At 48.7% G+C, this 20678-nt stretch carries 23 protein-coding genes and 1 pseudogene; 8 read left to right on the forward strand and 16 right to left on the reverse strand.

All coding sequences use genetic code 11. From position 1 onward, the window contains the following. Positions 1-53: 53 nt before the first annotated feature. Complete coding sequence (locus tag OGW44_RS14985; RefSeq protein WP_175299807.1) at positions 54-218, reverse strand: YnfU family zinc-binding protein; 165 nt, start codon at positions 216-218, stop codon at positions 54-56. A gap of 318 nt (positions 219-536) precedes the next feature. Between OGW44_RS14985 and OGW44_RS25680 the strand changes: the two genes are divergently transcribed. Further along, complete coding sequence (locus OGW44_RS25680) at positions 537-653, forward strand: YnaM/YnfT family protein (RefSeq protein ID WP_350185928.1); 117 nt, start codon at positions 537-539, stop codon at positions 651-653. Positions 654-916: 263 nt separating this feature from the next. Here OGW44_RS25680 and OGW44_RS14990 read toward each other — a convergent pair whose 3' ends face one another. From OGW44_RS14990 to OGW44_RS15010, 5 genes are all read right to left on the reverse strand, one after another. Beyond that, the gene (locus OGW44_RS14990) at positions 917-1090 is read right to left on the reverse strand and encodes a GnsA/GnsB family addiction module toxin (RefSeq protein WP_016152691.1); all 174 of its coding nucleotides are present in this window, start codon (positions 1088-1090) and stop codon (positions 917-919) included. A gap of 206 nt (positions 1091-1296) precedes the next feature. Further along, complete coding sequence (locus OGW44_RS14995; protein WP_019076503.1) at positions 1297-1527, reverse strand: hypothetical protein; 231 nt, start codon at positions 1525-1527, stop codon at positions 1297-1299. Positions 1528-1600: 73 nt separating this feature from the next. Further along, positions 1601-1789, reverse strand: a complete 189-nt coding sequence (ymcF, locus tag OGW44_RS15000; protein ID WP_094169075.1) for a cold shock small protein YmcF — start codon at positions 1787-1789, stop codon at positions 1601-1603. Positions 1790-1799: 10 nt separating this feature from the next. Then, positions 1800-2012: a transcription antiterminator/RNA stability regulator CspE gene (gene cspE, locus OGW44_RS15005; RefSeq protein ID WP_185654374.1), complete on the reverse strand. Its 213-nt coding sequence runs from the start codon at positions 2010-2012 to the stop codon at positions 1800-1802. 284 nt (positions 2013-2296) lie between these two features. Continuing rightward, on the reverse strand, positions 2297-2527 hold the full coding sequence (locus OGW44_RS15010; RefSeq protein ID WP_146086843.1) for a DUF2514 family protein: 231 nt from the start codon (positions 2525-2527) through the stop codon (positions 2297-2299). A gap of 826 nt (positions 2528-3353) precedes the next feature. On the opposite strand from OGW44_RS15010, the gene OGW44_RS15015 reads away from it, so the two are divergent. After that, positions 3354-4439 (forward strand): FUSC family protein, encoded by a 1086-nt coding sequence (locus tag OGW44_RS15015; protein ID WP_185654373.1) that lies wholly within the window; start codon positions 3354-3356, stop codon positions 4437-4439. Between the two features lie 203 nt (positions 4440-4642). Here OGW44_RS15015 and OGW44_RS15020 read toward each other — a convergent pair whose 3' ends face one another. The 3 genes from OGW44_RS15020 to cspE (OGW44_RS15030) form a co-directional block, all read right to left on the reverse strand. Continuing rightward, positions 4643-4813, reverse strand: coding sequence for a hypothetical protein (locus OGW44_RS15020; protein ID WP_223307937.1), 171 nt, complete (start codon positions 4811-4813; stop codon positions 4643-4645). Positions 4814-5155: 342 nt separating this feature from the next. After that, entirely contained in the window at positions 5156-5344 is a 189-nt protein-coding gene (gene ymcF, locus OGW44_RS15025) for a cold shock small protein YmcF (protein ID WP_071600303.1), read from the reverse strand. Between the two features lie 428 nt (positions 5345-5772). After that, positions 5773-5985, reverse strand: a complete 213-nt coding sequence (cspE, locus tag OGW44_RS15030; protein ID WP_005127641.1) for a transcription antiterminator/RNA stability regulator CspE — start codon at positions 5983-5985, stop codon at positions 5773-5775. Between the two features lie 553 nt (positions 5986-6538). Between cspE (OGW44_RS15030) and OGW44_RS15035 the strand changes: the two genes are divergently transcribed. Then, a complete protein-coding gene (locus tag OGW44_RS15035) occupies positions 6539-6751 on the forward strand; it encodes a KTSC domain-containing protein (RefSeq protein ID WP_016152687.1) in 213 nt (70 codons plus the stop codon). A 139-nt stretch (positions 6752-6890) separates the two neighbouring features. Here the strand turns inward: OGW44_RS15035 and OGW44_RS15040 are convergent. After that, positions 6891-6998 (reverse strand): annotated as a pseudogene (locus OGW44_RS15040) (antitermination protein Q); the annotation flags it as partial. 238 nt (positions 6999-7236) lie between these two features. Between OGW44_RS15040 and potC the strand changes: the two are divergent. Together potC and potD are read left to right on the forward strand one after the other, a co-directional pair. Then, on the forward strand, positions 7237-8016 hold the full coding sequence (potC, locus tag OGW44_RS15045) for a spermidine/putrescine ABC transporter permease PotC (RefSeq protein WP_003030794.1): 780 nt from the start codon (positions 7237-7239) through the stop codon (positions 8014-8016). 27 nt (positions 8017-8043) lie between these two features. Then, the gene (gene potD / locus OGW44_RS15050) at positions 8044-9090 is read left to right on the forward strand and encodes a spermidine/putrescine ABC transporter substrate-binding protein PotD (RefSeq protein WP_029139492.1); all 1047 of its coding nucleotides are present in this window, start codon (positions 8044-8046) and stop codon (positions 9088-9090) included. A 51-nt stretch (positions 9091-9141) separates the two neighbouring features. Here the strand turns inward: potD and cobB are convergent, their stop codons facing one another. The 5 genes from cobB to lolC form a co-directional block, all read right to left on the reverse strand. Then, the gene (cobB, locus tag OGW44_RS15055; protein ID WP_016152685.1) at positions 9142-9963 is read right to left on the reverse strand and encodes a Sir2 family NAD+-dependent deacetylase; all 822 of its coding nucleotides are present in this window, start codon (positions 9961-9963) and stop codon (positions 9142-9144) included. 15 nt (positions 9964-9978) lie between these two features. Next, the gene (gene nagK, locus OGW44_RS15060; RefSeq protein ID WP_016152684.1) at positions 9979-10890 is read right to left on the reverse strand and encodes an N-acetylglucosamine kinase; all 912 of its coding nucleotides are present in this window, start codon (positions 10888-10890) and stop codon (positions 9979-9981) included. A 141-nt stretch (positions 10891-11031) separates the two neighbouring features. Continuing rightward, positions 11032-12276, reverse strand: a complete 1245-nt coding sequence (lolE, locus tag OGW44_RS15065; protein WP_049041348.1) for a lipoprotein-releasing ABC transporter permease subunit LolE — start codon at positions 12274-12276, stop codon at positions 11032-11034. After that, positions 12276-12977: a lipoprotein-releasing ABC transporter ATP-binding protein LolD gene (lolD, locus tag OGW44_RS15070; RefSeq protein WP_003832278.1), complete on the reverse strand. Its 702-nt coding sequence runs from the start codon at positions 12975-12977 to the stop codon at positions 12276-12278. Before lolD ends, lolE begins: the two co-directional genes overlap by 1 nt. Then, positions 12970-14169: a lipoprotein-releasing ABC transporter permease subunit LolC gene (gene lolC / locus OGW44_RS15075; protein WP_003030806.1), complete on the reverse strand. Its 1200-nt coding sequence runs from the start codon at positions 14167-14169 to the stop codon at positions 12970-12972. Before lolC ends, lolD begins: the two co-directional genes overlap by 8 nt. Positions 14170-14430: 261 nt before the next feature. Between lolC and OGW44_RS15080 the strand changes: the two genes are divergently transcribed. The 3 genes from OGW44_RS15080 to ldtC all read left to right on the forward strand — a co-directional run bounded on the left by OGW44_RS15080 (position 14431) and on the right by ldtC (position 20174). After that, positions 14431-15495, forward strand: coding sequence for an acyltransferase family protein (locus tag OGW44_RS15080; RefSeq protein ID WP_016156211.1), 1065 nt, complete (start codon positions 14431-14433; stop codon positions 15493-15495). A 118-nt stretch (positions 15496-15613) separates the two neighbouring features. Continuing rightward, positions 15614-19060, forward strand: a complete 3447-nt coding sequence (gene mfd / locus OGW44_RS15085) for a transcription-repair coupling factor (protein WP_109017722.1) — start codon at positions 15614-15616, stop codon at positions 19058-19060. A gap of 148 nt (positions 19061-19208) precedes the next feature. Continuing rightward, positions 19209-20174 (forward strand): L,D-transpeptidase LdtC, encoded by a 966-nt coding sequence (gene ldtC, locus OGW44_RS15090; protein WP_016156209.1) that lies wholly within the window; start codon positions 19209-19211, stop codon positions 20172-20174. Between the two features lie 84 nt (positions 20175-20258). On the opposite strand, the gene bhsA is transcribed toward ldtC, so the two are convergent. Beyond that, a complete protein-coding gene (gene bhsA / locus OGW44_RS15095; protein WP_185654372.1) occupies positions 20259-20516 on the reverse strand; it encodes a multiple stress resistance protein BhsA in 258 nt (85 codons plus the stop codon). Between the last annotated feature and the right edge of the window lie 162 nt (positions 20517-20678).

Raw genomic sequence — 20678 nt, forward strand, 5'->3', positions numbered from 1 at the left:
GGGATTTGACTTAAGTATAGAACACCGGGTTTAGGTGCAACTAAGTGTCAGGGTTATCGTGGTGAAACAAACAGTGTTTTACAGCCAGGGCACAGCATTGTCTGCTTAAGGCGAATTTTAGAAATAGATTGGGATGAACGTAAGCCGCAGGCCGGGCAGATGACAGTAGTCGTCGATACGCCGCCGAGGTACTTCATTGCGTAATCGATGAGAGACATGATGATTACCCTTTCGATGAATGAGATTCACTGTACCACGTTTGGATAAAATTTAACCATTTAATTTATCTTCCTATTTTTTATCCAAAAGGGGGATATCACAGGGTAGATGACGACGTTTGCCAAGATAGATATTTGCAGCCACAGGGGCCGTTGAGACCGTTGATCCGCCACTCTTGGATATGGCTCCCTGCAGCCCGCTCTGGTATACAATCACCCGCTTCGATATTTTTTCCGGAAAATACTATGATATTTACCCTGAACTTTTCCTTTATGCCTTAGTCTAATAATCAAATCCATCTGAAATGAAGAAAATTTATGATTACCAGCCTTTCATTGGTATTTACCGTCATTACCGCTCTGTGCATTATGTTGTTTGCTGCGGTAAAAGTAGGAGTTGGGTTATCTAACAATCCCGACCGAAATGATAATTAACCCATTCGCAGGCTACTACGTCATCCCACTCCCCTCAATGTGATACCCACTGACCACGAAATATTCGACAAGTGCATTCCCTGCCCTGAGCCAGCAGTAGCCCGATAGCGCGGGCTGGCATCGGAAAAGCCCCATTAAAAAGTCAGGCCTTGTCTCTATGGTTAAAAATGAAGGTTTTGACAACATCCAAATTTTTTGACAGCAATAAAAAAAGCATTACCTTTTAAGATAATGCTTTTCATTCAAGCTGGGTCTTTTAACAATTAGATCAATGTAATTTTAATATCATAGCTTTCAAGCCCAGTCATTTTTTCACGAGCAGTAAACTGGATGTCGGAAACTTCTTTTCCTGTCTTTTTTTTGAGTTCAACAATTTTTTTTGTAATGAATTCAGAAATATCCGCTTCAGTTTTTGTTTTTAACTCTTCGACGTTCATTATTTACCTCTCTTGATCTCTAACGTATCAACGCCAAGTATGTAACATTCCCCGTGGAGCACTTATAACAGCGCTGACATGTTTAAAAGATAGAATGGAAAGACTCAATAATCAAGAGGTTGCAGTACAATCTTCATACAAGAAAAGCGCAAAACATCTGCAAACCACTGGACTACTATCTCGGTCGGTAAAGAAACAATCAGATGTCACTTCAAAAGCTTCGATGCTGCCTCGAGAATCTCTTCGGAACTGACATCGCGATCAGAGGCAACATAAACTATTTTATGGTCTCCTGTCAGAGATGGAAATCCTGCTGACATCACGGACAGGTGTGCTTTTTCCCCATTGGGAAACTCACGCATTATCGAAGTAATTCCCTTCATTACGGATACAACAACTGCCGGTTCTGAGTTAAAAAAAACGATTACTTTTTTCATAATGATACCGTGATGGTTCGTACAGAGATGAACGGTTTAGCATACAAAAAAGGCTCCATAAGGAACCTGAACTTTATTTTCTAAAATCTAACGAAGTCTGACCAGAACGAATGTATAGCGCAACATTGTCAAATGTAATCATTCCCGATTTGCAAAAAATACATTTTGCTCCGAAAGGATTTTTTTCAGTAACATCAAAGCTCGACGTTCTGTACTGAGATCCGTGGCAACACGGGCATCTGAAGTGAATATGATGTGTAATAACAGTTACCTTATACAGCCACGACATTAACTGCTGAGGGGCCTTTAGGTCCCTGTTCAACACTAAACTCAACTTCCTGATTCTCATTCAGCGTCTTGAAATCGTTACTATGAATAGCAGAAAAGTGTACAAACACATCTTTACTGCCATCTTTAGGGGTGATAAACCCAAAACCTTTTTCAGGATTGAACCATTTAACTAAGCCAGTCATTTTATTAGACATAATTATTACCTTTCTTGAGAAAGCCCTTGGGTAGAATGGTCCGAAAAAAATCATCAGAGAGAAAAGCCAGCAAGGAAGTCTCAACAGGAACAAGAGATAAAATTATTACAGCACTTGCTTTAGATAAATTCGTTACAAACCAAGAATTCATTAACGCATGATTAACCAAACATAGCAAGATTTAGTTTTATAGGGAAATCGCACATGATTCTTATCATAAAAATGAATTTAAATAGCTTAAATCGAAAATTATGTCATGCTGCTTAAGACCTTTATCTATCACCCTAAGTTTTCAGGGATTTTGACTCACGGAAGAGTCGTATTTCCTCCATCTCAGCATAATATTTAGCATCTACCACGAAATTTCCGAGCATGTCAGAGAGGATTACAACGTCAGCTCCGGCTGTTTTGCTTTTGGCAGGAACGGCAAGATTTCCGGTGTGCTTTGCGGCATTCAGGCGGCGGGCAAGCTTTGTTGCATCGGTGTGCAGCTGGCAAAGAGTGACAGACAGGATAGAAAAAGCCGCATATGGCTGCCTGGGTTATATTTATCAGTAGATTGATCGCGTCTTAATGCCCGGCTGACATTAAGCTCACCATAACAATGCAAGAATCTTATTGTTGGTGCAAACGCACCGTCATAGCGCATCACTGAAACAATATGAAACAATCAAACAATCAATGCCCATGCTTTTTTGTTTGTTGTTGACATTTAAATCTGCCATTAATTAGGAACCGAATCTGTGGAGGATATTTATGCTCAAACTTTTCCATTACCATTCTCAATACTGGATATTTCTCGCACTTGCACTTTCTGTTTACGTAGTTGCTTTTCGATAACACATGAATAGGTTGTGTACTGCTTCCATCTAATGTAGCCAGAACTTATATCTCATGAGCTTTGGTCCGGGCCTTAGCTCATCAAAGTGCATATGTTATAAATATAATGATACCGTTGCTGATATAAAGCCGTGCACAGAAACCATCTGACCTGTTTTGCTTAGCCTTATAACAACCTGAAAAAGAAAACGTTTTAAACATGCTAACCAGTATTTTGGAAGTCCACAACTTTTTAATATCTGTCAAAGTCAACATGTTGAATTTAAGTCATGGGCCACTCAAGATGTGTAGAACCGCTTACCACCATAATGGCAAATCCAAAGATAATGTGGGTATTAAAAATTACTTCTTCTTTCGCTACTGCATTAGCAATTGATTAACAATAACCTATGTCAGGCATCGCCCTCCTTTTTTATAAGTTAAAAAAGTAAGACGAGATTATTTTTTCAGTGTATATCTGAACATCCTTTATAATTCTGTCTATGTTAAAGATTTTAACCAATGAAAAACAATATTTTTTCCATTGAACGGAATAAACCGATAAGTCCTTTAGAACTTAAGATTTACCGCAACTATCGCGTAGTTCATGGGATCCGTATTGCTTTAGCATTTGTTATAACTTTCTTACTGATAAGAATGTTGAATTTACCAGACCACTCCTGGCCCCTGATTACACTGGTTGTGGTCATGGGACCAATTAGTTACATGGGCAATGTGATACCCAGGGCACTTGAACGTATGGCGGGAACTGTAGGGGGTGCGATTTTGGGGATCATCGCATTACACATTGAAATGTACTCTCTCACTATGATGATGCTGTGGTGTGGATGCGCAGCTTTCCTTTGTGGTTTTCTGGCCATGAGTAAACGTCCCTATGCCGCATTATTGATTGGTATCACGCTGGCAGTTGTCAGCAGCGCTCCTGCAGGAGACTTACAAACAGCATTGTGGCGAAGCACCAACATTATTATAGGATGCATTCTGGCGATGTTGTTTACCAGCATTTTTCCCCAGAGAGCATTCATTAACTGGCGTATACAACTTGCTGACTTTCTTTCTGATTATCTAAAAATAACAACTGCGGGAGTCTCCCGAAACGTTCTTGCGCCTCCGAGAATGGCCAAACTTCAAATGCGAGCGCTGAATAATGTAGTAAAAATGCGCAGCCTTATTACACCAGTAAATAAAGAAACAAAGATTGCGAAGAGTCTACTTGAAGATATTCAATCGATAACCCGCGATATGATAGCGGCGCAAAAATTTCAGATAAATGCCCACTGGGCATCCCGTGGCAGTCGATTTCTCATATTGAATACTCACACGCTGTCAGATATGGAACAAATGACCCGTAGCACCCTCAACACCCTCGCACATGCCTTGCATGAAGGAAACCCAACGCCGATAGCATCAAATAGCGAGCATCTTCTCGAAATTACTAAAGAGTTGCATTGTCTTTTACTCGCCAATGAGGGCGAGGAAATCATTGAAAGCGCCGTTCACGGATATGTTTGGTTGAGCATTCAGCTTGCTATCCAACTTGAAGCACTATCAACCCTAATCACAAAAGCGCTTACAGAAAATAATTAATTTCAATGTCAATCGACAAATATGTAATCATTATTGCCTCACACCGTCCAGATATCACAACCTATCTTTTAGTAATGAAAAAGGCCCATTCTATTGTGTGGGCCAGAAAAGAAGAGTTTTGCACTACCAGGCTGGATGCCTCTCAGTAGGTCTTTGATTGAGAAACCATAATCCGTGAGCACCGTAGGTGATTTATAACTCGTTTACAGAACAGATTTTTTCCTGATAAATATCAATATTTCTCTTATCTCATCGGCTTTTTGACCGTGCAAGGCATGACTTTTCCGTTCGATCAAATCAATGATATTCCCTGTCGTAACCCTTTTGCCATTTTCAAGTAGCTGGATAACTGTTTCACCAATTTCCTGGGCCATAATATGGTTTTGTATGATTCTCAATGCGTTGCCCGTTATATGGTTATTAGTAATACCGTTACACATCAGACATGATGTTAATAGCAAAACAAAAAATACAATTCTTTGCCCAACTTACTTGTATGTTGCACGGATAACCCTGAAATGACAAAACCCCGTTAGAACGAGGTTTTTATTCATGGTGTAACCATAGAGGATCAAACCCTCGTCTCCTGCAAGTTCAAAAGTCGCCCGCTCAATTCGATGAGGTAGTAGCTGACTGACGGCCCTTGTTGGACTTAAACCAGTGCCTGGCAATGATAATGAATCTTGCCGCCTTAACTGGAAGGTCAGAGCCAAATGTTACTTTCGCAACACCTGTTCATTTGATTTACTGGAAGTATATGGCGCATAGTTATCAGGTGTGATCATTGATGATTTACAAAAAATACACTTTGCACCAAAGGGATTTTTCTCAGTCACATCAAAATGGGAAGTTCTGTACTGTGACCCATGACAACAAGGGCACTTAAAATAAATATGGTCGGTCATGATGTTAGCCTTTATTTGCTACAACACTCACTACCGCAGTGATATCCAAAAGATCTATTTAACTAATGATTTCTCTTGGTTTTCAGTATCAGGTTACAACTCACTATTAAAAGCAATAAAAAATAAATATTTCTTATCAGTTCACATGAGGAATCTAAAATAATATAATTTTCTTTATATTATAGCACCAGCGATTTTTTGGATGTTGTTAGCTTTTACGAATGCACTTAAGCGTGCAAGAAAAACTACAGAGGTAAAACAACAAATGACATTCATAAAATAATCATTTCAACTGTTCTACCCAATGATTAGACTCAGACATCTGTTCAGCTTTATGTCGACAGATGTTGAGTTTCTGAAAAACTAATATATCTACTCAGGCATTCACCGTCTTCGCTATCGTATATTAGTTTACATCAGGAAAAATATCAGGCAGCTACAACGTTTTCAGCTGACGGCCCTTTTGCACCAGCAGTAATGCTGAACTCAACTTTTTGGCCTTCATTCAGCGTTTTAAAGCCACCACTCTGAATAGCAGAGAAGTGTACAAACACATCTTTACTACCATTGTCAGGGGTAATAAAACCAAAACCTTTAGACTCGTTAAACCATTTTACTAAACCAGTCATTTTATTAGACACAGGTAATTCCTTAAATTCTATGTAGCCTTACGGCGAAAAGGGCTTCGCACACAATCTAATTAGTAACGATAAGAAGGCTCAAAAGAAAGGATTATCTGTGGATAACGCTTGAGATGAGAACTGCTTTACTAAACCGCTTTAATGGGTCTGTGTACCTAACCAACCCCTCATTAATCACACACCCCACAAACAATAGCAAGTTATTTTTTCATTTAATTTTTCGCAAAATCTTAGAAATGGAAACTGAGACAGCATAATCAAGGAGTTCTGTTCACTAGCAATAACATACAGCCGGTCGCCACCCGGATAACGAAAAATAAAATAGAACATATTTATCAGTTACTTAAAGGAAAGCCCGTTTCAATCCGTAAAAATCCAGCAACGAATTTTCGTACTATTTTTCGCAGCTGAGGAAATTAATAGCAACAAAGAAAATCATTTCTTCCAACCAGTAAATTCTGAAACAGCCATAACATTTACAAAACTATGCTCCTTTTGTTTCATATCAGTGTATTATCAGGGAAGGAAAATTAAAAAATTTGAAGGAGAAAAAATGCAACGACAGGCAATGATTTCATCAAAAATAAAATTTATTGGTTACTACCCATTAGAAAAGATTCTGGAGATTGGGTTCGTAAATTCTTCAACTTTCCAGTATGTGGGCGTTCCTGAAAGCATCTATAACTCTTTTCTCACAGTGCAATCTAAAGGCCGTTTCTTTGACGGTGTCATTAAAGGTAAATTCTTGTGTCGTAAAACAGGGTGATTCAAGAAATTTACGCTGTAGATAGCGTAAAACGCCGTTCTGGTGTTTTCTGTTTTTTGTTACCACCGGTCCAGGAAATTGATATCCAAAAAACCACTATTCCCGTCAATTTCGTTCCCCTTCGTTAAGCATGCTCCCTGCAGCGTTCACAGGTTTCAAACACTGGGACGCCATGCTCTTTCGTGGCTTTGCAGTCAAGTACCTCCCCTTTACCACCACAGCGGTAGCGTGCGCTAATTGTTCCCTGAACCGATTGCTATACCGCCACTCGCAGTCAGGAATGGGTAAAGCGGGTCATTTAAATGGCCTTTTTTTCCCGATCATCCTAAAAATTGTTGTAAAATTCGCGGCCTTAGTGATAGCTGCTTCTTTTTGGCTATCTGTTTTGGCGGGAAGTTTTGGAGAGATTTTGGAGAAGAGAAAAAGTTGATTATTTTCAATACTCTGAAAACATCGCGCCTTCTGAACAAGAAGGTGAAACGCGAATGATCGGTCGGCTGCTCAGAGGCGGTTTTATGACCGCCATCTACGCGTATCTGTATATTCCAATCATTATTTTGATTGTGAACTCCTTTAACAGCTCGCGCTTTGGCATCAACTGGCAGGGTTTTACCACCAAATGGTACGGCCTGCTGATGAACAACGACAGCCTGCTACAGGCAGCGCAACACTCGCTGACGATGGCGGTGCTATCCGCCACGTTTGCCACGCTGATCGGCTCACTCACAGCGGTTGCACTGTACCGCTACCGTTTTCGCGGTAAACCGTTTGTCAGCGGCATGCTGTTCGTGGTGATGATGTCGCCGGATATCGTAATGGCGATTTCTTTGCTGGTGCTGTTTATGCTGATCGGCATTCAACTGGGTTTCTGGTCACTGCTGTTCTCGCATATCACTTTTTGTCTACCTTTTGTGGTGGTGACGGTTTACTCACGTCTGAAAGGTTTTGATGTACGAATGCTTGAAGCCGCCAAAGATCTCGGCGCCAGTGAAGTGACTATTCTGCGCAAGATTATACTGCCTCTGGCAATGCCTGCAGTGGCTGCCGGCTGGTTGCTGAGCTTTACGTTGTCGATGGATGATGTCGTCGTGTCGTCCTTCGTTACCGGGCCTGGTTATGAAATTTTGCCGTTAAAAATCTACTCAATGGTAAAAGTCGGCGTATCACCAGAGGTGAACGCGCTGGCGACCATTTTGTTGGTTCTGTCGCTGGTTATGGTGATTGCCAGCCAGCTTATTGCACGTGATAAAACCAAGGGCCGCTAAGGCCCTTAATTCAGGGGACGTTAAATGATGAAAAAATGGTCACGCCACCTGCTCGCGGCGGGTGCTCTGGCACTGGGCATGAGCGCCGCTCACGCTAATGACAACAACACGCTCTATTTCTATAACTGGACCGAATATGTCCCGCCTGGACTGCTGGAGCAGTTCACCAAAGAGACCGGCATTAAGGTTATCTATTCGACCTACGAGTCGAACGAAACCATGTACGCCAAGCTCAAAACCTATAAAGACGGCGCATACGATCTGGTGGTTCCGTCCACCTATTACGTCGATAAAATGCGCAAAGAAGGCATGATCCAGAAGATCGACAAGTCGACGTTGACCAACTTCCACAACCTCGATCCGGAAATGCTCAACAAGCCATTCGACCCCAACAATGACTACTCTATCCCGTATATCTGGGGTGCGACGGCCATTGGCATCAATAGCGATGCCATCGACCCGAAAACAGTAACCAGCTGGGCCGATCTGTGGAAACCGGAGTACAAAGGTAGCCTGCTGTTAACGGATGATGCGCGTGAAGTGTTCCAGATGGCGCTGCGCAAGCTGGGATACTCCGGCAATACCACCGATCCTAAAGAGATTGAAGCCGCTTATAACGAGTTGAAGAAGCTGATGCCTAACGTCGCGGCATTTAACTCTGACAACCCGGCCAACCCGTATATGGAAGGCGAAGTCAATCTGGGGATGGTGTGGAACGGCTCCGCGTATGTTGCGCGTCAGGCAGGTACTCCGCTGGAAGTGGTATGGCCGAAAGAAGGTGGGATTTTCTGGATGGACAGCCTGTCTATTCCAGCGAACGCAAAAAATAAAGAAGGTGCGCTGAAGCTGATTAACTTCCTGCTGCGCCCGGACGTGGCGAAAGAAGTCGCGGAAACCATCGGTTATCCGACGCCAAACCTGGCAGCACGTAAGCTGTTAAGCCCTGAAGTCGCGAACGATAAAACCCTCTACCCTGATGCAGAAACCATCAACAAAGGGGAATGGCAGAATGATGTCGGTTCCGCCAGCGCTATCTATGAAGAGTATTATCAGAAGCTGAAAGCAGGACGCTAATTCAGCGTTGTAAGGAATGCCCGATAGCGCTGCGCGTATCGGGCAAAAAAATCACAGTCCTTTCAATAATTTCTCAACAAACTCAGGCACCACCTGGCTTGCCGGACCGTAATACTTCTCTTCAAACTCGCTTCCTACCTGGCTCGGTTCGAGATTTAGCTCTACCGTATGCGCCCCATGTAGTCGAGCTTCATGCACAAACCCCGCTGCCGGGTATACATGGCCCGATGTACCAATCGCAATGAACACATCGGCCATTGCCAGTGCCATATAAATTTCATCCATGCCCAGCGGCATTTCACCAAACCACACCACGTGCGGGCGCAGCGGCGCCGGAAACTGGCAACAATGGCATTTATCTTCCGCAGTCACATCGCCAGTCCACTCCAGAATCTGCCCGCTTTGCGAACAGCGAACCTTGAGCAGTTCGCCGTGCATATGGATTACGTTCTGGCTGCCCGCACGTTCATGCAGGTTATCAATGTTCTGCGTCACCAGTAAAAAACGGTCGCCCAGCTCGGCTTCGAGTTTTGCCAGCGCGATATGCGCCGCGTTAGGCTGGATTTCTGACTGTTGCAACTGATGACGACGGGCGTTATAAAACGACTGGACCAGTTGCGGATTACGACTGAATCCTTCCGGAGTCGCAACGTCCTCTACCCGATGTTCTTCCCAGAGACCATCCGCCGCGCGAAAGGTTCGAATTCCTGACTCAGCGGAGATTCCCGCTCCCGTCAGTACCAGCACTCTTGGTTTTTCCATCAATTCAGGCACCACTCTGTCTCTGAAAAAGATTCGTTGACGCAGGCGATCGCGCATATGGCGTTTATTTTTACGAAAGCGGCTTAACCGATGACCCCGGCGCGACAGCATAACAACCTCTTTGTATTAATCGGTAAGATGTAGGAAAGCGGCTCCGCGCATCCCGCCCGCATCACCGTGTCGCGCCTGCTCAATACGCGGCACCCGGGCAACCGGCAGCAGATGACGTGGCAGTCGGTCCGCCAGTTGCGTCGTAATAGCGGTAAAATTCGACAAGCCTCCGCCAATCACCACCAAATCAGGATCGACGATAGTCAGGATATTCCCAAGGCACACCGCCAGCAAATCCAGATAGCGTTCAACATGGGCACGTGCTTGTTCATCACCCTGCTCCCACAGCGCGATAATTTCCCGGGCATCCAGCGATTGATGGTAGTAATGCTGATACAACCATGCAAATCCACCGCCGGAAAGATAGCTTTCGATGCATCCCAGTTGACCGCACCCGCAGCGGCGCAATGGGAAATCAAAGCCCATCAACGTCAGCGCATCGACTGGCAAACGGATATGACCAAACTCGCCGGTGATATAGCTGCGTCCGGTGATGGATTTCCCGTTAAGCACCAGACCGCCGCCAACACCGGTGCCGAGGATCAACCCCATCACGAGCGGATATTGGGTGAACTCGTCATCCCAGGCTTCGGAGAGGGCAAAACAGTTAGCATCGTTATCCAGACGCACATCGCGGTCAAGGCGAGCGCTGAGATCGGCGCGGAGCGGCTTACCACTGGCAGCAGGAACGTTGGCCGCATACAGCGTGCCGTCTTCCGTTTCCGGCATGCCAGGAATGCCGATACCTACCGAACCTTTAACGCCGAACCGCTGGTCCGCTTCCGTCACCAGATTGCAGACCGCATCAAGGAAAGCGTCATAGCTGTCGCGAGGCGTAGGGACGCGAGTTTCCCATTGCAAACGACGTTGCTTATCAAACACGCCAAGCGCAATTTTGGTCCCGCCGATGTCAAATCCGTAATACATCACCGCTCCTTGATACACGTCATCCTTCAAGATACCTTGGGGTCGGCTGCGCCCTCACCCTCCAGTCACATCGTTATCTATGCTCGTGGAGATTTCGGTTTGCCGCCTTACCGCCGCATGAATGCTTTCGTGTATATATTGTTATTGGCCGCTAAGTACTCTCGCAGGATCAATATTGCTGGCGCGACGCGCCGGATACCAACTTGCCAAAAGACTCAGCACGAGTGCTGTCACCAGCACGTAAATCACATCCAGCCAGTGTAATTCCGATGGCAGGAAGTCAATGAAATAGATATCGCCGGACAGGAACTGATGGCCGATAAGCGCCTCAATCCCGTTAATGATCGGCGTCAGTTGCAGCGAGACAACCACCCCAATGACGACGCCTATCAGGCTACCGAACAGCCCCGCCAGCAGGCCGTACCAGACAAAAATGGCACGGATAAGGCCATCTTTAGCCCCCAGGGTTCTTAATACCGCAATATCGCCGCTTTTGTCTTTTACCGCCATCACTAACGTGGAAACGATATTAAAACAGGCCACGCCAATCACCAGCACCATCGCCAGATACATAATGGCGCGGATCATCTGGATATCGCGATACATATAACCGTAAGTACCGATCCAGCTCTTAATGTACACATAGTTATTGGTGACTTCACCCGCGTCTCGCACCAGCTTATTGGCGTTAAACACGTCGTTCACTTTCAGCGCGATCCCGGAAACGCTGGATCCCATATCCAGGTATTGCTGCGCATCTTCCAGTGGGATCATGGCAAAGCTGTGATCGAGCTGACCGCTCAGTTGCAGGATCCCCGTGACGTGCAAACGCACGCGTTTAGGCTGCTGTAACTTATGATCCGCACTGGCGTTAGGGATCATAATCGATACCCAGTCGCCCTGCTTCACCTTCAGCGCATCGGCAATTCCCTTACCAATAATGATTTGTTGCTCACCCGCTTTGAAATTATCCCATGCGTGGTTTTGCACAAACGAGGGTAGCGCGCTTAAACGCTGCTCCTGCTGCGGATCAACGCCCTTCACCTGCACTGCGCGTAGGTTCGCCCCACTCTCCACCAGCCCGGTAAAGTTAATATAAGGCGCCGCAGCGGCAATGCCTGGTACCTTCTGTACCTTGTCGAGCGCTTCCTGCCAGTTATTCCACGGCTGATTCACGGCTTCAATCTCACCGTGCGGCACCACGGCCAGAATACGGTTGTTAAGCTCACGCTCAAATCCGTTCATGGCGCTTAAGCCGACGATCAACACCGCTACGCCCAACGCAATGCCAACGGTGGAAATCACGGAAATCAGCGAGACCATGCCGCCGCGCCGCCGACCACGGCTAAAACGCAAACCAATCAATAACGATAAAGGCGAAGCCATTACTCAGCTCCCATCAGGCTCAGTTCAGCCGTCAGGCGACCATCGCGCATTTCAAGCTGGCGGCTCATGCGCTTCGCCAGTTGCAGATCGTGTGTCACCACCAAAAATGCCGTGCCCTGAGAGCGGTTCAGCTCACCCAGAAGCTCGAAAATGCTGTCCGCGTTACGCGCATCAAGGTTACCCGTTGGCTCATCCGCCAGTACCAGGCGCGGGTTATTCACCAGCGCACGAGCGATGGCCACGCGCTGGCGTTCACCGCCTGACAGTTCAGACGGACGATGGCTGGCACGATGGTCCAGCCCTACTGCTTTCAGCATATCCCGTGCGCGCTCGGTGATTTCAGCCGGTTTTTTCTTGCCGATCAGCAACGGCATCGCCACGTTTTCCAGCGCGGTAAAGTCCGGCAGCAGATGGTGGAACTGATAAATGAAGCCCAGCTTCTGATTACGCAGTTCCGCTTTCGCCGCCGACGAGAGTTTGCTCATCGGCTGACCGCTAAAAATGACATCGCCGGAAGTTGGCGTATCCAGACCGCCTAACAGATGCAGCAACGTACTCTTACCGGAACCGGAGCTGCCGACAATCGCCATCATCTCACCTTCACCGACGCAAAAACTGACATCGTGCAGTACATCGGTCTGCACTGTGCCTTCCTGATAGCGTTTGCACAGGTTGTCGCATTGCAACAGGATCTTATTCATAACGTAAAGCCTCAGCGGGTTGAGTGGCGGCAGCGCGCCAGGAAGGATAAAGCGTAGACAGCAGCGCGATGGCCATCGCCACCAGCGCAATGACGATAACCTGCAGCGGCTCAATGGCAACCGGCAGCGCAGCCCCATCCAGAAGCACACCGATAATTGGCATCAGGTTGTTCAGTTGACTGGCGAGTAATGCGCCCAGCACCGCGCCCAGCAGCGCGCCGATAATCCCGGCACTGGCCCCCTGAACCATAAACACCATCATTATCTGCCGCGGCGTCAGCCCCTGCGTTTGTAGAATCGCCACTTCCCCTTGCTTCTCCATTACCATCAGACCCAGCGAGGTAATAATATTAAATGCCGCCACCGCCACGATCAGGCTAAGCAGCAGCCCCATCATGTTTTTCTCCATACGCACGGCCTGGAACAATTCCCCTTTGCGCTCGCGCCAGTCCTGCCATTTGGTGCCTTGCGGCAGCGTTTGCTGGCTCAGCGTATCAACCTTTAACGGTTCGTTCAGCCACAGACGCCAGCCGGTAATATTGCCCACCGGGTAACGCATCAAACGTGATGCATCCTGGATGTTGGTCAGCATCTGGTAGCCGTCGACTTCGCTGTTGGCGGCGAAGGTGCCAATTACCGTAAACAGACGCTGGCTCGGCAGACGCCCCATGGGGGTAAACTGGCTGGCTGAGGGCACCATCACGCGAATTTGATCGCCACGATTAACACCCAGTTGCCCGGCAAGCTGCTCTCCGAGGATGACATTATACTTACCCGGCTGCAGATCTGTTTGCTTCACATTGACCAGATATGGCGTTAATGGATCTTTTTGCGCCGGGTCAATACCCAGCATCACGCCGACTGCCACGCTACGCGCACTTTGCAGTACCACATCCCCCGTGGTTATCGGTGCAACGCGGTTGACGCCGTTCAACACCACCGCTTTTTCCGGTAGCTGTTGCGGGTTTAGGGAACCCTGTTCAGACGAGAGGACGGCCTGAGGCATCAGGCCAAGAATATTGTTTTGCAGCTCGCGCTCGAAACCGTTCATCACCGACAACACCGTAACCAGCGCCATTACCCCGAGAGTAATGCCAATGGTGGAGAGCCAGGAAACGAAGCGACCGAAGCGATCTGCTGCACGCCCACGCATATAACGCAGGCCGATGAATAGAGCGACAGGTTGGTACATGAAATCCGTCTGGTTGCTGTTAGCAAAGTCACGAGTATATAAGCGAAAGCGGAATGGGTAAATGACTGAACCGTAAGTGTTCGTCAGCACTATTCTTAAAAGTATAAATAAATCAAACCGCTAAAGTTGTCCCTCTCCCCTGCAACCCTGATCCCTGACCTTTATCCTAAAAAAACAAAATGCAGACAGTTACGCATTACAGCGCACGGCGGGTTGCGCAGGATGGCAGTCTATTGCAATCAATATGGATGCGCCGTCTCAATGAATAAAAAAGAACTATGGATTAATCAAATCAAGGGGTTATGCATTTGCCTGGTAGTGATTTACCACTCGGTGATCACATTTTACCCGCACCTCACCACTTTTCAGCATCCACTGTCAGAGGTGTTGAGCAAATGCTGGATTTACCTCAATTTGTACCTGGCACCGTTTCGCATGCCGGTGTTTTTCTTTATTTCGGGGTATCTGATCCGCCGCTACATCGATAACGTCCCGTGGACAACCTGCGTGGATAAACGGATCTGGAGTATCGCCTGGGTGCTTGTGCTTTGGGGTGTGGTGCAATGGCTGGCGTTGGTGGCGCTCAATAACTGGCTCGCCCCGCAGCGCGATCTGACCCATGCCGCCAACGCCGCTTATGCGGATTCGATTGCGGGTTTTACCCACGGGATGCTGACCGCCAGCACCAGCCTGTGGTATCTGTACGCGCTGATTGTCTATTTTGTTCTGTGTAAAATTTTCAGCCGTTGGGCGATGCCGTTGTTAGCATTATTTGTGGCGCTGAGCGTGGCGATCAATTTTTTCCCGACCCCGTGGTGGGGAATGAACAGCGTGATTCGCAATTTGCCCTGGTATAGCCTCGGCGCATGGTTTGGCGCAACGCTGATGGCGTGGATCAAGGAGGTGCCCCTGCGCCGCCATGCGGTCATTGTTCTGGGTTGCACAATCGTCGCCGTCGTCGCGTGGCTGGCAAATGTCTCGCTATTGCTTTCTCTCCTTTCCATTGTGCTGATCATGAAGCTGTTTTATCAGTTCGAGCTCCACTTTGGCATGCGCGCGTCCAGTCCGTTAAGCGTGATTGGCGCCAATACCATCGCCATCTACACCACACACCGTATTCTGGTTGAGCTGTTCAGCTTAACGCTTATCCCCAAAATCAATCATGCCGCCTGGCCTGCATACGCGGAGCTGGCCCTGCTACTGGTGTATCCGTTCGCCTGTCTGCTGCTGTGCACCCTGTTTGGCCTGCTGGTGCGTAAGATTTCACAAAAAACCGTGGCCGATCTGCTCTTTTCCCCGCCCTCTTTATCGCTCGCCTCGCGCTAACCCCTTCGCGCTTTTTGCCCCCATTCGGGGGCGAATCAATTTGCTTATGAGAAACGATCACGGATAATAAAGAACATTGCTTATCAGATGTATATCTAAACGAGATCCTGACAACCGAATGCCTGAACAACATCGTTACACGCTCCCAACGGGCGCTTCCGATCAGCGCCAGTTGGGTGAGCTTACGGGTGCCGCCTGCGCAACGCTGGTCGCCGAAATCGCCGAACGTCACGCGGGTCCAGTGGTGCTGATCGCGCCGGACATGCAAAATGCTTTGCGTCTGCATGATGAAATTCGTCAGTTTACTGACCAGATGGTGATGAACCTGCCTGACTGGGAAACGCTTCCCTATGACAGCTTTTCTCCCCATCAGGAGATTATCTCCTCACGGCTATCCACGCTGTATCAACTGCCCGCCATGCAGCGCGGCGTGCTGATCGTTCCGGTAAATACGCTGATGCAGCGTGTCTGTCCGCACAGTTATCTGCACGGTCATGCGCTGGTCATGAAAAAAGGCCAGCGGCTTTCGCGCGACGCCCTGCGCGAACAACTGGACAGTGCTGGCTACCGCCATGTTGATCAGGTCATGGAACACGGCGAATACGCCACACGTGGCGCGTTGTTAGATCTGTTCCCGATGGGCAGCGAATTGCCTTATCGTCTGGATTTCTTTGATGACGAAATCGACAGCCTGCGTCTGTTTGATACTGACACTCAGCGCACGCTGGAAGAAGTCGATGCCATTAATTTGCTGCCCGCACACGAATTCCCGACTGACAAAACGGCCATTGAGCTGTTCCGTAGTCAGTGGCGTGATACGTTTGAGGTAAAACGCGACGCCGAGCATATTTATCAACAGGTCAGCAAAGGCACATTACCTACGGGGATTGAATACTGGCAACCGCTGTTTTTCAGCGAGCCGCTGCCGCCGCTGTTCAGCTACTTCCCCACCAATACGTTATTAGTAAATACCGGCGATATCGAGACCAGCGCTGCACGCTTCCAGGCCGATACCCTGTCACGCTTTGAGAATCGCGGCGTTGATCCGATGCGCCCGCTTCTGCCACCGGAATCGCTGTGGCTGCGGGTTGATGAGCTGTTTTCTGAACTTAAACGCTGGCCGCGTGTTCAGCTGAAAACCGAGAGTCTGCCGAAGAAAGCGGCGAATACCAACCTCGGGTTCCAGAAGCTGCCAGATATCGCCGTTCAGGCACAGCAAAAAGCACCGTTAGATGCATTACGTAAATTCCTGGAGGGCTTTACCGGTCCGGTAATTTTCTCGGTGGAAAGTGAAGGACGCCGGGAAGCGCTAGGCGAACTGCTCGCCCGCATCAAAGTCGCGCCGAAGCGGATATTGCGACTCGACGAAGCCGTAGACAACGGTCGTTATCTGATGATTGGCTCAGCCGAGCACGGCTTCATCGATAGCAAACGCAATCTGGCGCTGATTTGTGAAAGCGATCTGCTCGGTGAACGTGTGGCGCGTCGCCGCCAGGATTCTCGTCGCACCATCAACCCGGACACGTTAATTCGTAACCTCGCGGAGCTGCATCCCGGTCAGCCAGTGGTGCATCTGGAGCACGGCGTCGGTCGCTATGCCGGTATGACCACGCTGGAAGCAGGCGGCATTACCGGTGAATACCTGATGCTCACCTATGCCAACGACGCCAAACTGTATGTGCCGGTGTCGTCGCTGCATCTGATAAGCCGCTACGCCGGCGGCGCGGAAGAGAATGCGCCGCTGCATAAACTGGGCGGCGATGCCTGGTCACGCGCCCGACAGAAAGCCGCTGAGAAAGTCCGCGATGTCGCGGCTGAGCTGCTGGATATTTATGCCCAGCGCGCAGCGAAAGAAGGCTTTGCCTTTAAGCATGACCGTGAACAGTACCAGCTGTTTTGCGACAGCTTCCCGTTTGAAACCACGCCCGACCAGGCGCAGGCGATCAACGCGGTACTCAGCGATATGTGTCAACCGCTGGCCATGGACCGCCTGGTGTGTGGCGATGTCGGCTTTGGTAAAACCGAAGTCGCAATGCGTGCCGCCTTCCTCGCCGTAGAGAATCACAAGCAGGTTGCCGTGTTGGTACCGACCACTCTGCTCGCTCAGCAGCACTTCGACAACTTCCGCGACCGCTTTGCCAACTGGCCGGTACGCATTGAGATGCTGTCCCGTTTCCGTAGCGCCAAAGAGCAAGCGCAGATTCTGGAGCAGGTTGCCGAAGGTAAAATCGATATTCTCATCGGCACTCACAAACTGCTGCAAGCGGATGTGAAGCTAAAAGATCTGGGGCTGCTGATTGTCGATGAAGAGCACCGTTTCGGCGTTCGCCACAAAGAGCGTATCAAGGCAATGCGCGCGGATGTGGATATTCTGACTCTGACAGCAACGCCAATTCCACGCACGCTCAACATGGCGATGAGCGGCATGCGCGACCTGTCGATCATCGCCACACCACCCGCTCGTCGTCTGGCGGTCAAAACCTTCGTGCGCGAATATGACAACCTGGTGGTACGCGAGGCTATCCTGCGTGAAGTTATGCGCGGGGGACAAGTTTATTATCTCTTTAACGACGTCGAAAATATCCAGAAAACCGCTGACCGATTAGCGGAACTGGTGCCGGAAGCGCGCATTGGTATCGGCCACGGGCAAATGCGCGAGCGCGAACTGGAACGCGTGATGAACGATTTCCACCATCAGCGTTTTAACGTGCTGGTATGTACCACCATTATCGAAACCGGGATCGACATTCCCACTGCCAACACCATCATCATTGAACGAGCTGACCACTTCGGTTTAGCGCAATTGCATCAGCTACGGGGTCGTGTGGGACGCTCACATCATCAGGCATACGCCTGGCTGCTAACGCCGCACCCAAAAGCGATGACCACCGACGCACAAAAACGCCTGGAAGCCATCGCCTCACTGGAAGATTTAGGTGCAGGTTTTGCGTTGGCGACCCACGACCTCGAAATTCGTGGCGCTGGGGAACTGCTGGGCGAAGATCAAAGTGGCTCCATGGAAAGCATCGGTTTCTCACTGTATATGGAGCTGCTGGAAAACGCTGTCGATGCACTCAAAGAAGGGCGTGAACCGTCGCTGGAAGATCTCACCAGCCAGCAAACCGAAGTCGAACTGCGCATGCCATCGCTTCTGCCGGATAACTATATCCCGGATGTCAACACGCGACTGTCGTTCTACAAGCGCATTGCCAGTGCGAAAGGCGAAACCGAGCTGGAAGAAATTAAGGTCGAGCTGATAGACCGTTTTGGCCTGCTGCCCGACCCGGCCCGGACGTTGCTGGATATTGCCCGTTTACGCCAGCAGGCGCAGAAACTGGGGATCAGAAAGCTCGAAGGCAATGAAAAAGGCGGTACTATTGAGTTTGCCGAGAAAAACCACGTTAACCCGGTCTGGCTAATTGGTTTACTGCAAAAACAACCGCAACACTTCCGTCTGGATGGTCCAACACGCCTGAAATTCATGCAGGAGTTGGGCGAGCGTAAAGCACGGATCGACTGGGTTCGCCAGTTTATGCGCCAGCTTGAAGAGAACGCCGTAGCCTAGCGTCAAGCCGGGTGAGTCCTCCACTCACCCGGCCTGATGAATTTACAAACTCTTTGCACTTCCCTGCACTTCCCGACACTGCAAACCGCCATAATTCTTGTTTACTTTTACATAATAAAAACCACGTAAAAACAATGGATTTATGGTGATGTTAAACAATAAACGACTCTCTCGCTGGTTAGCATTTTTTACGCTTGCCGCGACCTTCGCGTTAGCACTTCCGGCCCAGGCAAATACCTGGCCGCTGCCGCCACCGGGAAGCCGCGTGGTGGGTCAGAATGCCGTTCACGTTGTCGAAGACAATGGCGGTTCTCTGGAAGCGATTGCGAAAAAATACAATGTCGGCTTTCTGGCGCTGCTACAGGCCAACCCCGGCGTTGACCCTTACGTACCACGTCCGGGCAGCGTGCTGACTATTCCGTTACAAACCCTGCTGCCGGATGCGCCACGCGAAGGCATTGTTATCAACCTCGCCGAACTGCGTCTTTATTATTACCAGCCAGGGACAAATTCGGTGACCGTGTATCCTATTGGTATTGGCCAGTTAGGCGGTGACACGCTGACGCCCACAATGGTAACCACCATCTCTGATAAACGTGCCAACCCGACCTGGACGCCTACGGCAAATATCCGCGCGCGATACAAAGCGAACGGGATCGACCTTCCTGCCGTGGTGCCTGCCGGGCCGGATAACCCGATGGGCCATCATGCCATTCGCTTAGCGGCATACGGCGGTGTGTACCTGCTGCACGGAACTAATGCTGACTTTGGCATCGGAATGCGCGTCAGTTCCGGCTGTATTCGTCTACGCGACGGTGATATCGAAACTCTGTTCCGTCAGGTGAAGCCAGGAACCAAGGTCAATATTATCAATACGCCAATCAAAGCATCTGTTGAACCTAACGGCGTGCGCCTGGTTGAAGTACACCAGCCGTTGTCCGAAAAAATCAATGACGACCCGCAATTGCTGCCGATCGTGCTGAACGCATCCATGCAGACGTTTAAGAATGCGGCGCAAACGGACTCTGCCGTCATGGAACATGCGATGGAGATTCGCTCAGGCATGCCGGTCGATGTCACCCGTCATCACGACGTTGCTCAACAACCGCTGTAATTCAGCGCATAAAAAACCCCCGCTGGATTTTATTCCGCGGGGGTTTTTTATTTAACTCGCAGTGGCATTGCGATGGGTTAAATCTTATTTGTAGATAACTGCAGTCCCGTGGAGGGTGTTAGGACCGGTAACGGAAGTAATACGGAAAGACTTCGCCCTCATCTCATCCGCTTTCTGCGCCAGTTGATCTTCCAGAGAACCTAAGTTAGTCCCCGCATTCGCAGAAATAGTACCGACTTTCTGTTGGCCCGCAGGTGTGGCCTGAACTTCAACGGCAGCAAAGCTTGCAAATGAGAGTGAGCTAAGAACAGCAGCAACAAACAGAGTTTTTACGTTTTTCATGATAGTGACCTTTAGCAGATGAATGTGTGTCGCAAAGATTAACTTAACGATCGATAGGTAAATCATAGATGTGATCCAGGTCACACGTCAACATTTTTTTATAATGATCGTTATATAAAACACAAAGACCTTATTTTTCATATCAATAGCGTTAAATTATTT

Source organism: Citrobacter sp. Cb023, assembly GCF_030336805.1.
Lineage (GTDB): Bacteria > Pseudomonadota > Gammaproteobacteria > Enterobacterales > Enterobacteriaceae > Citrobacter > Citrobacter braakii.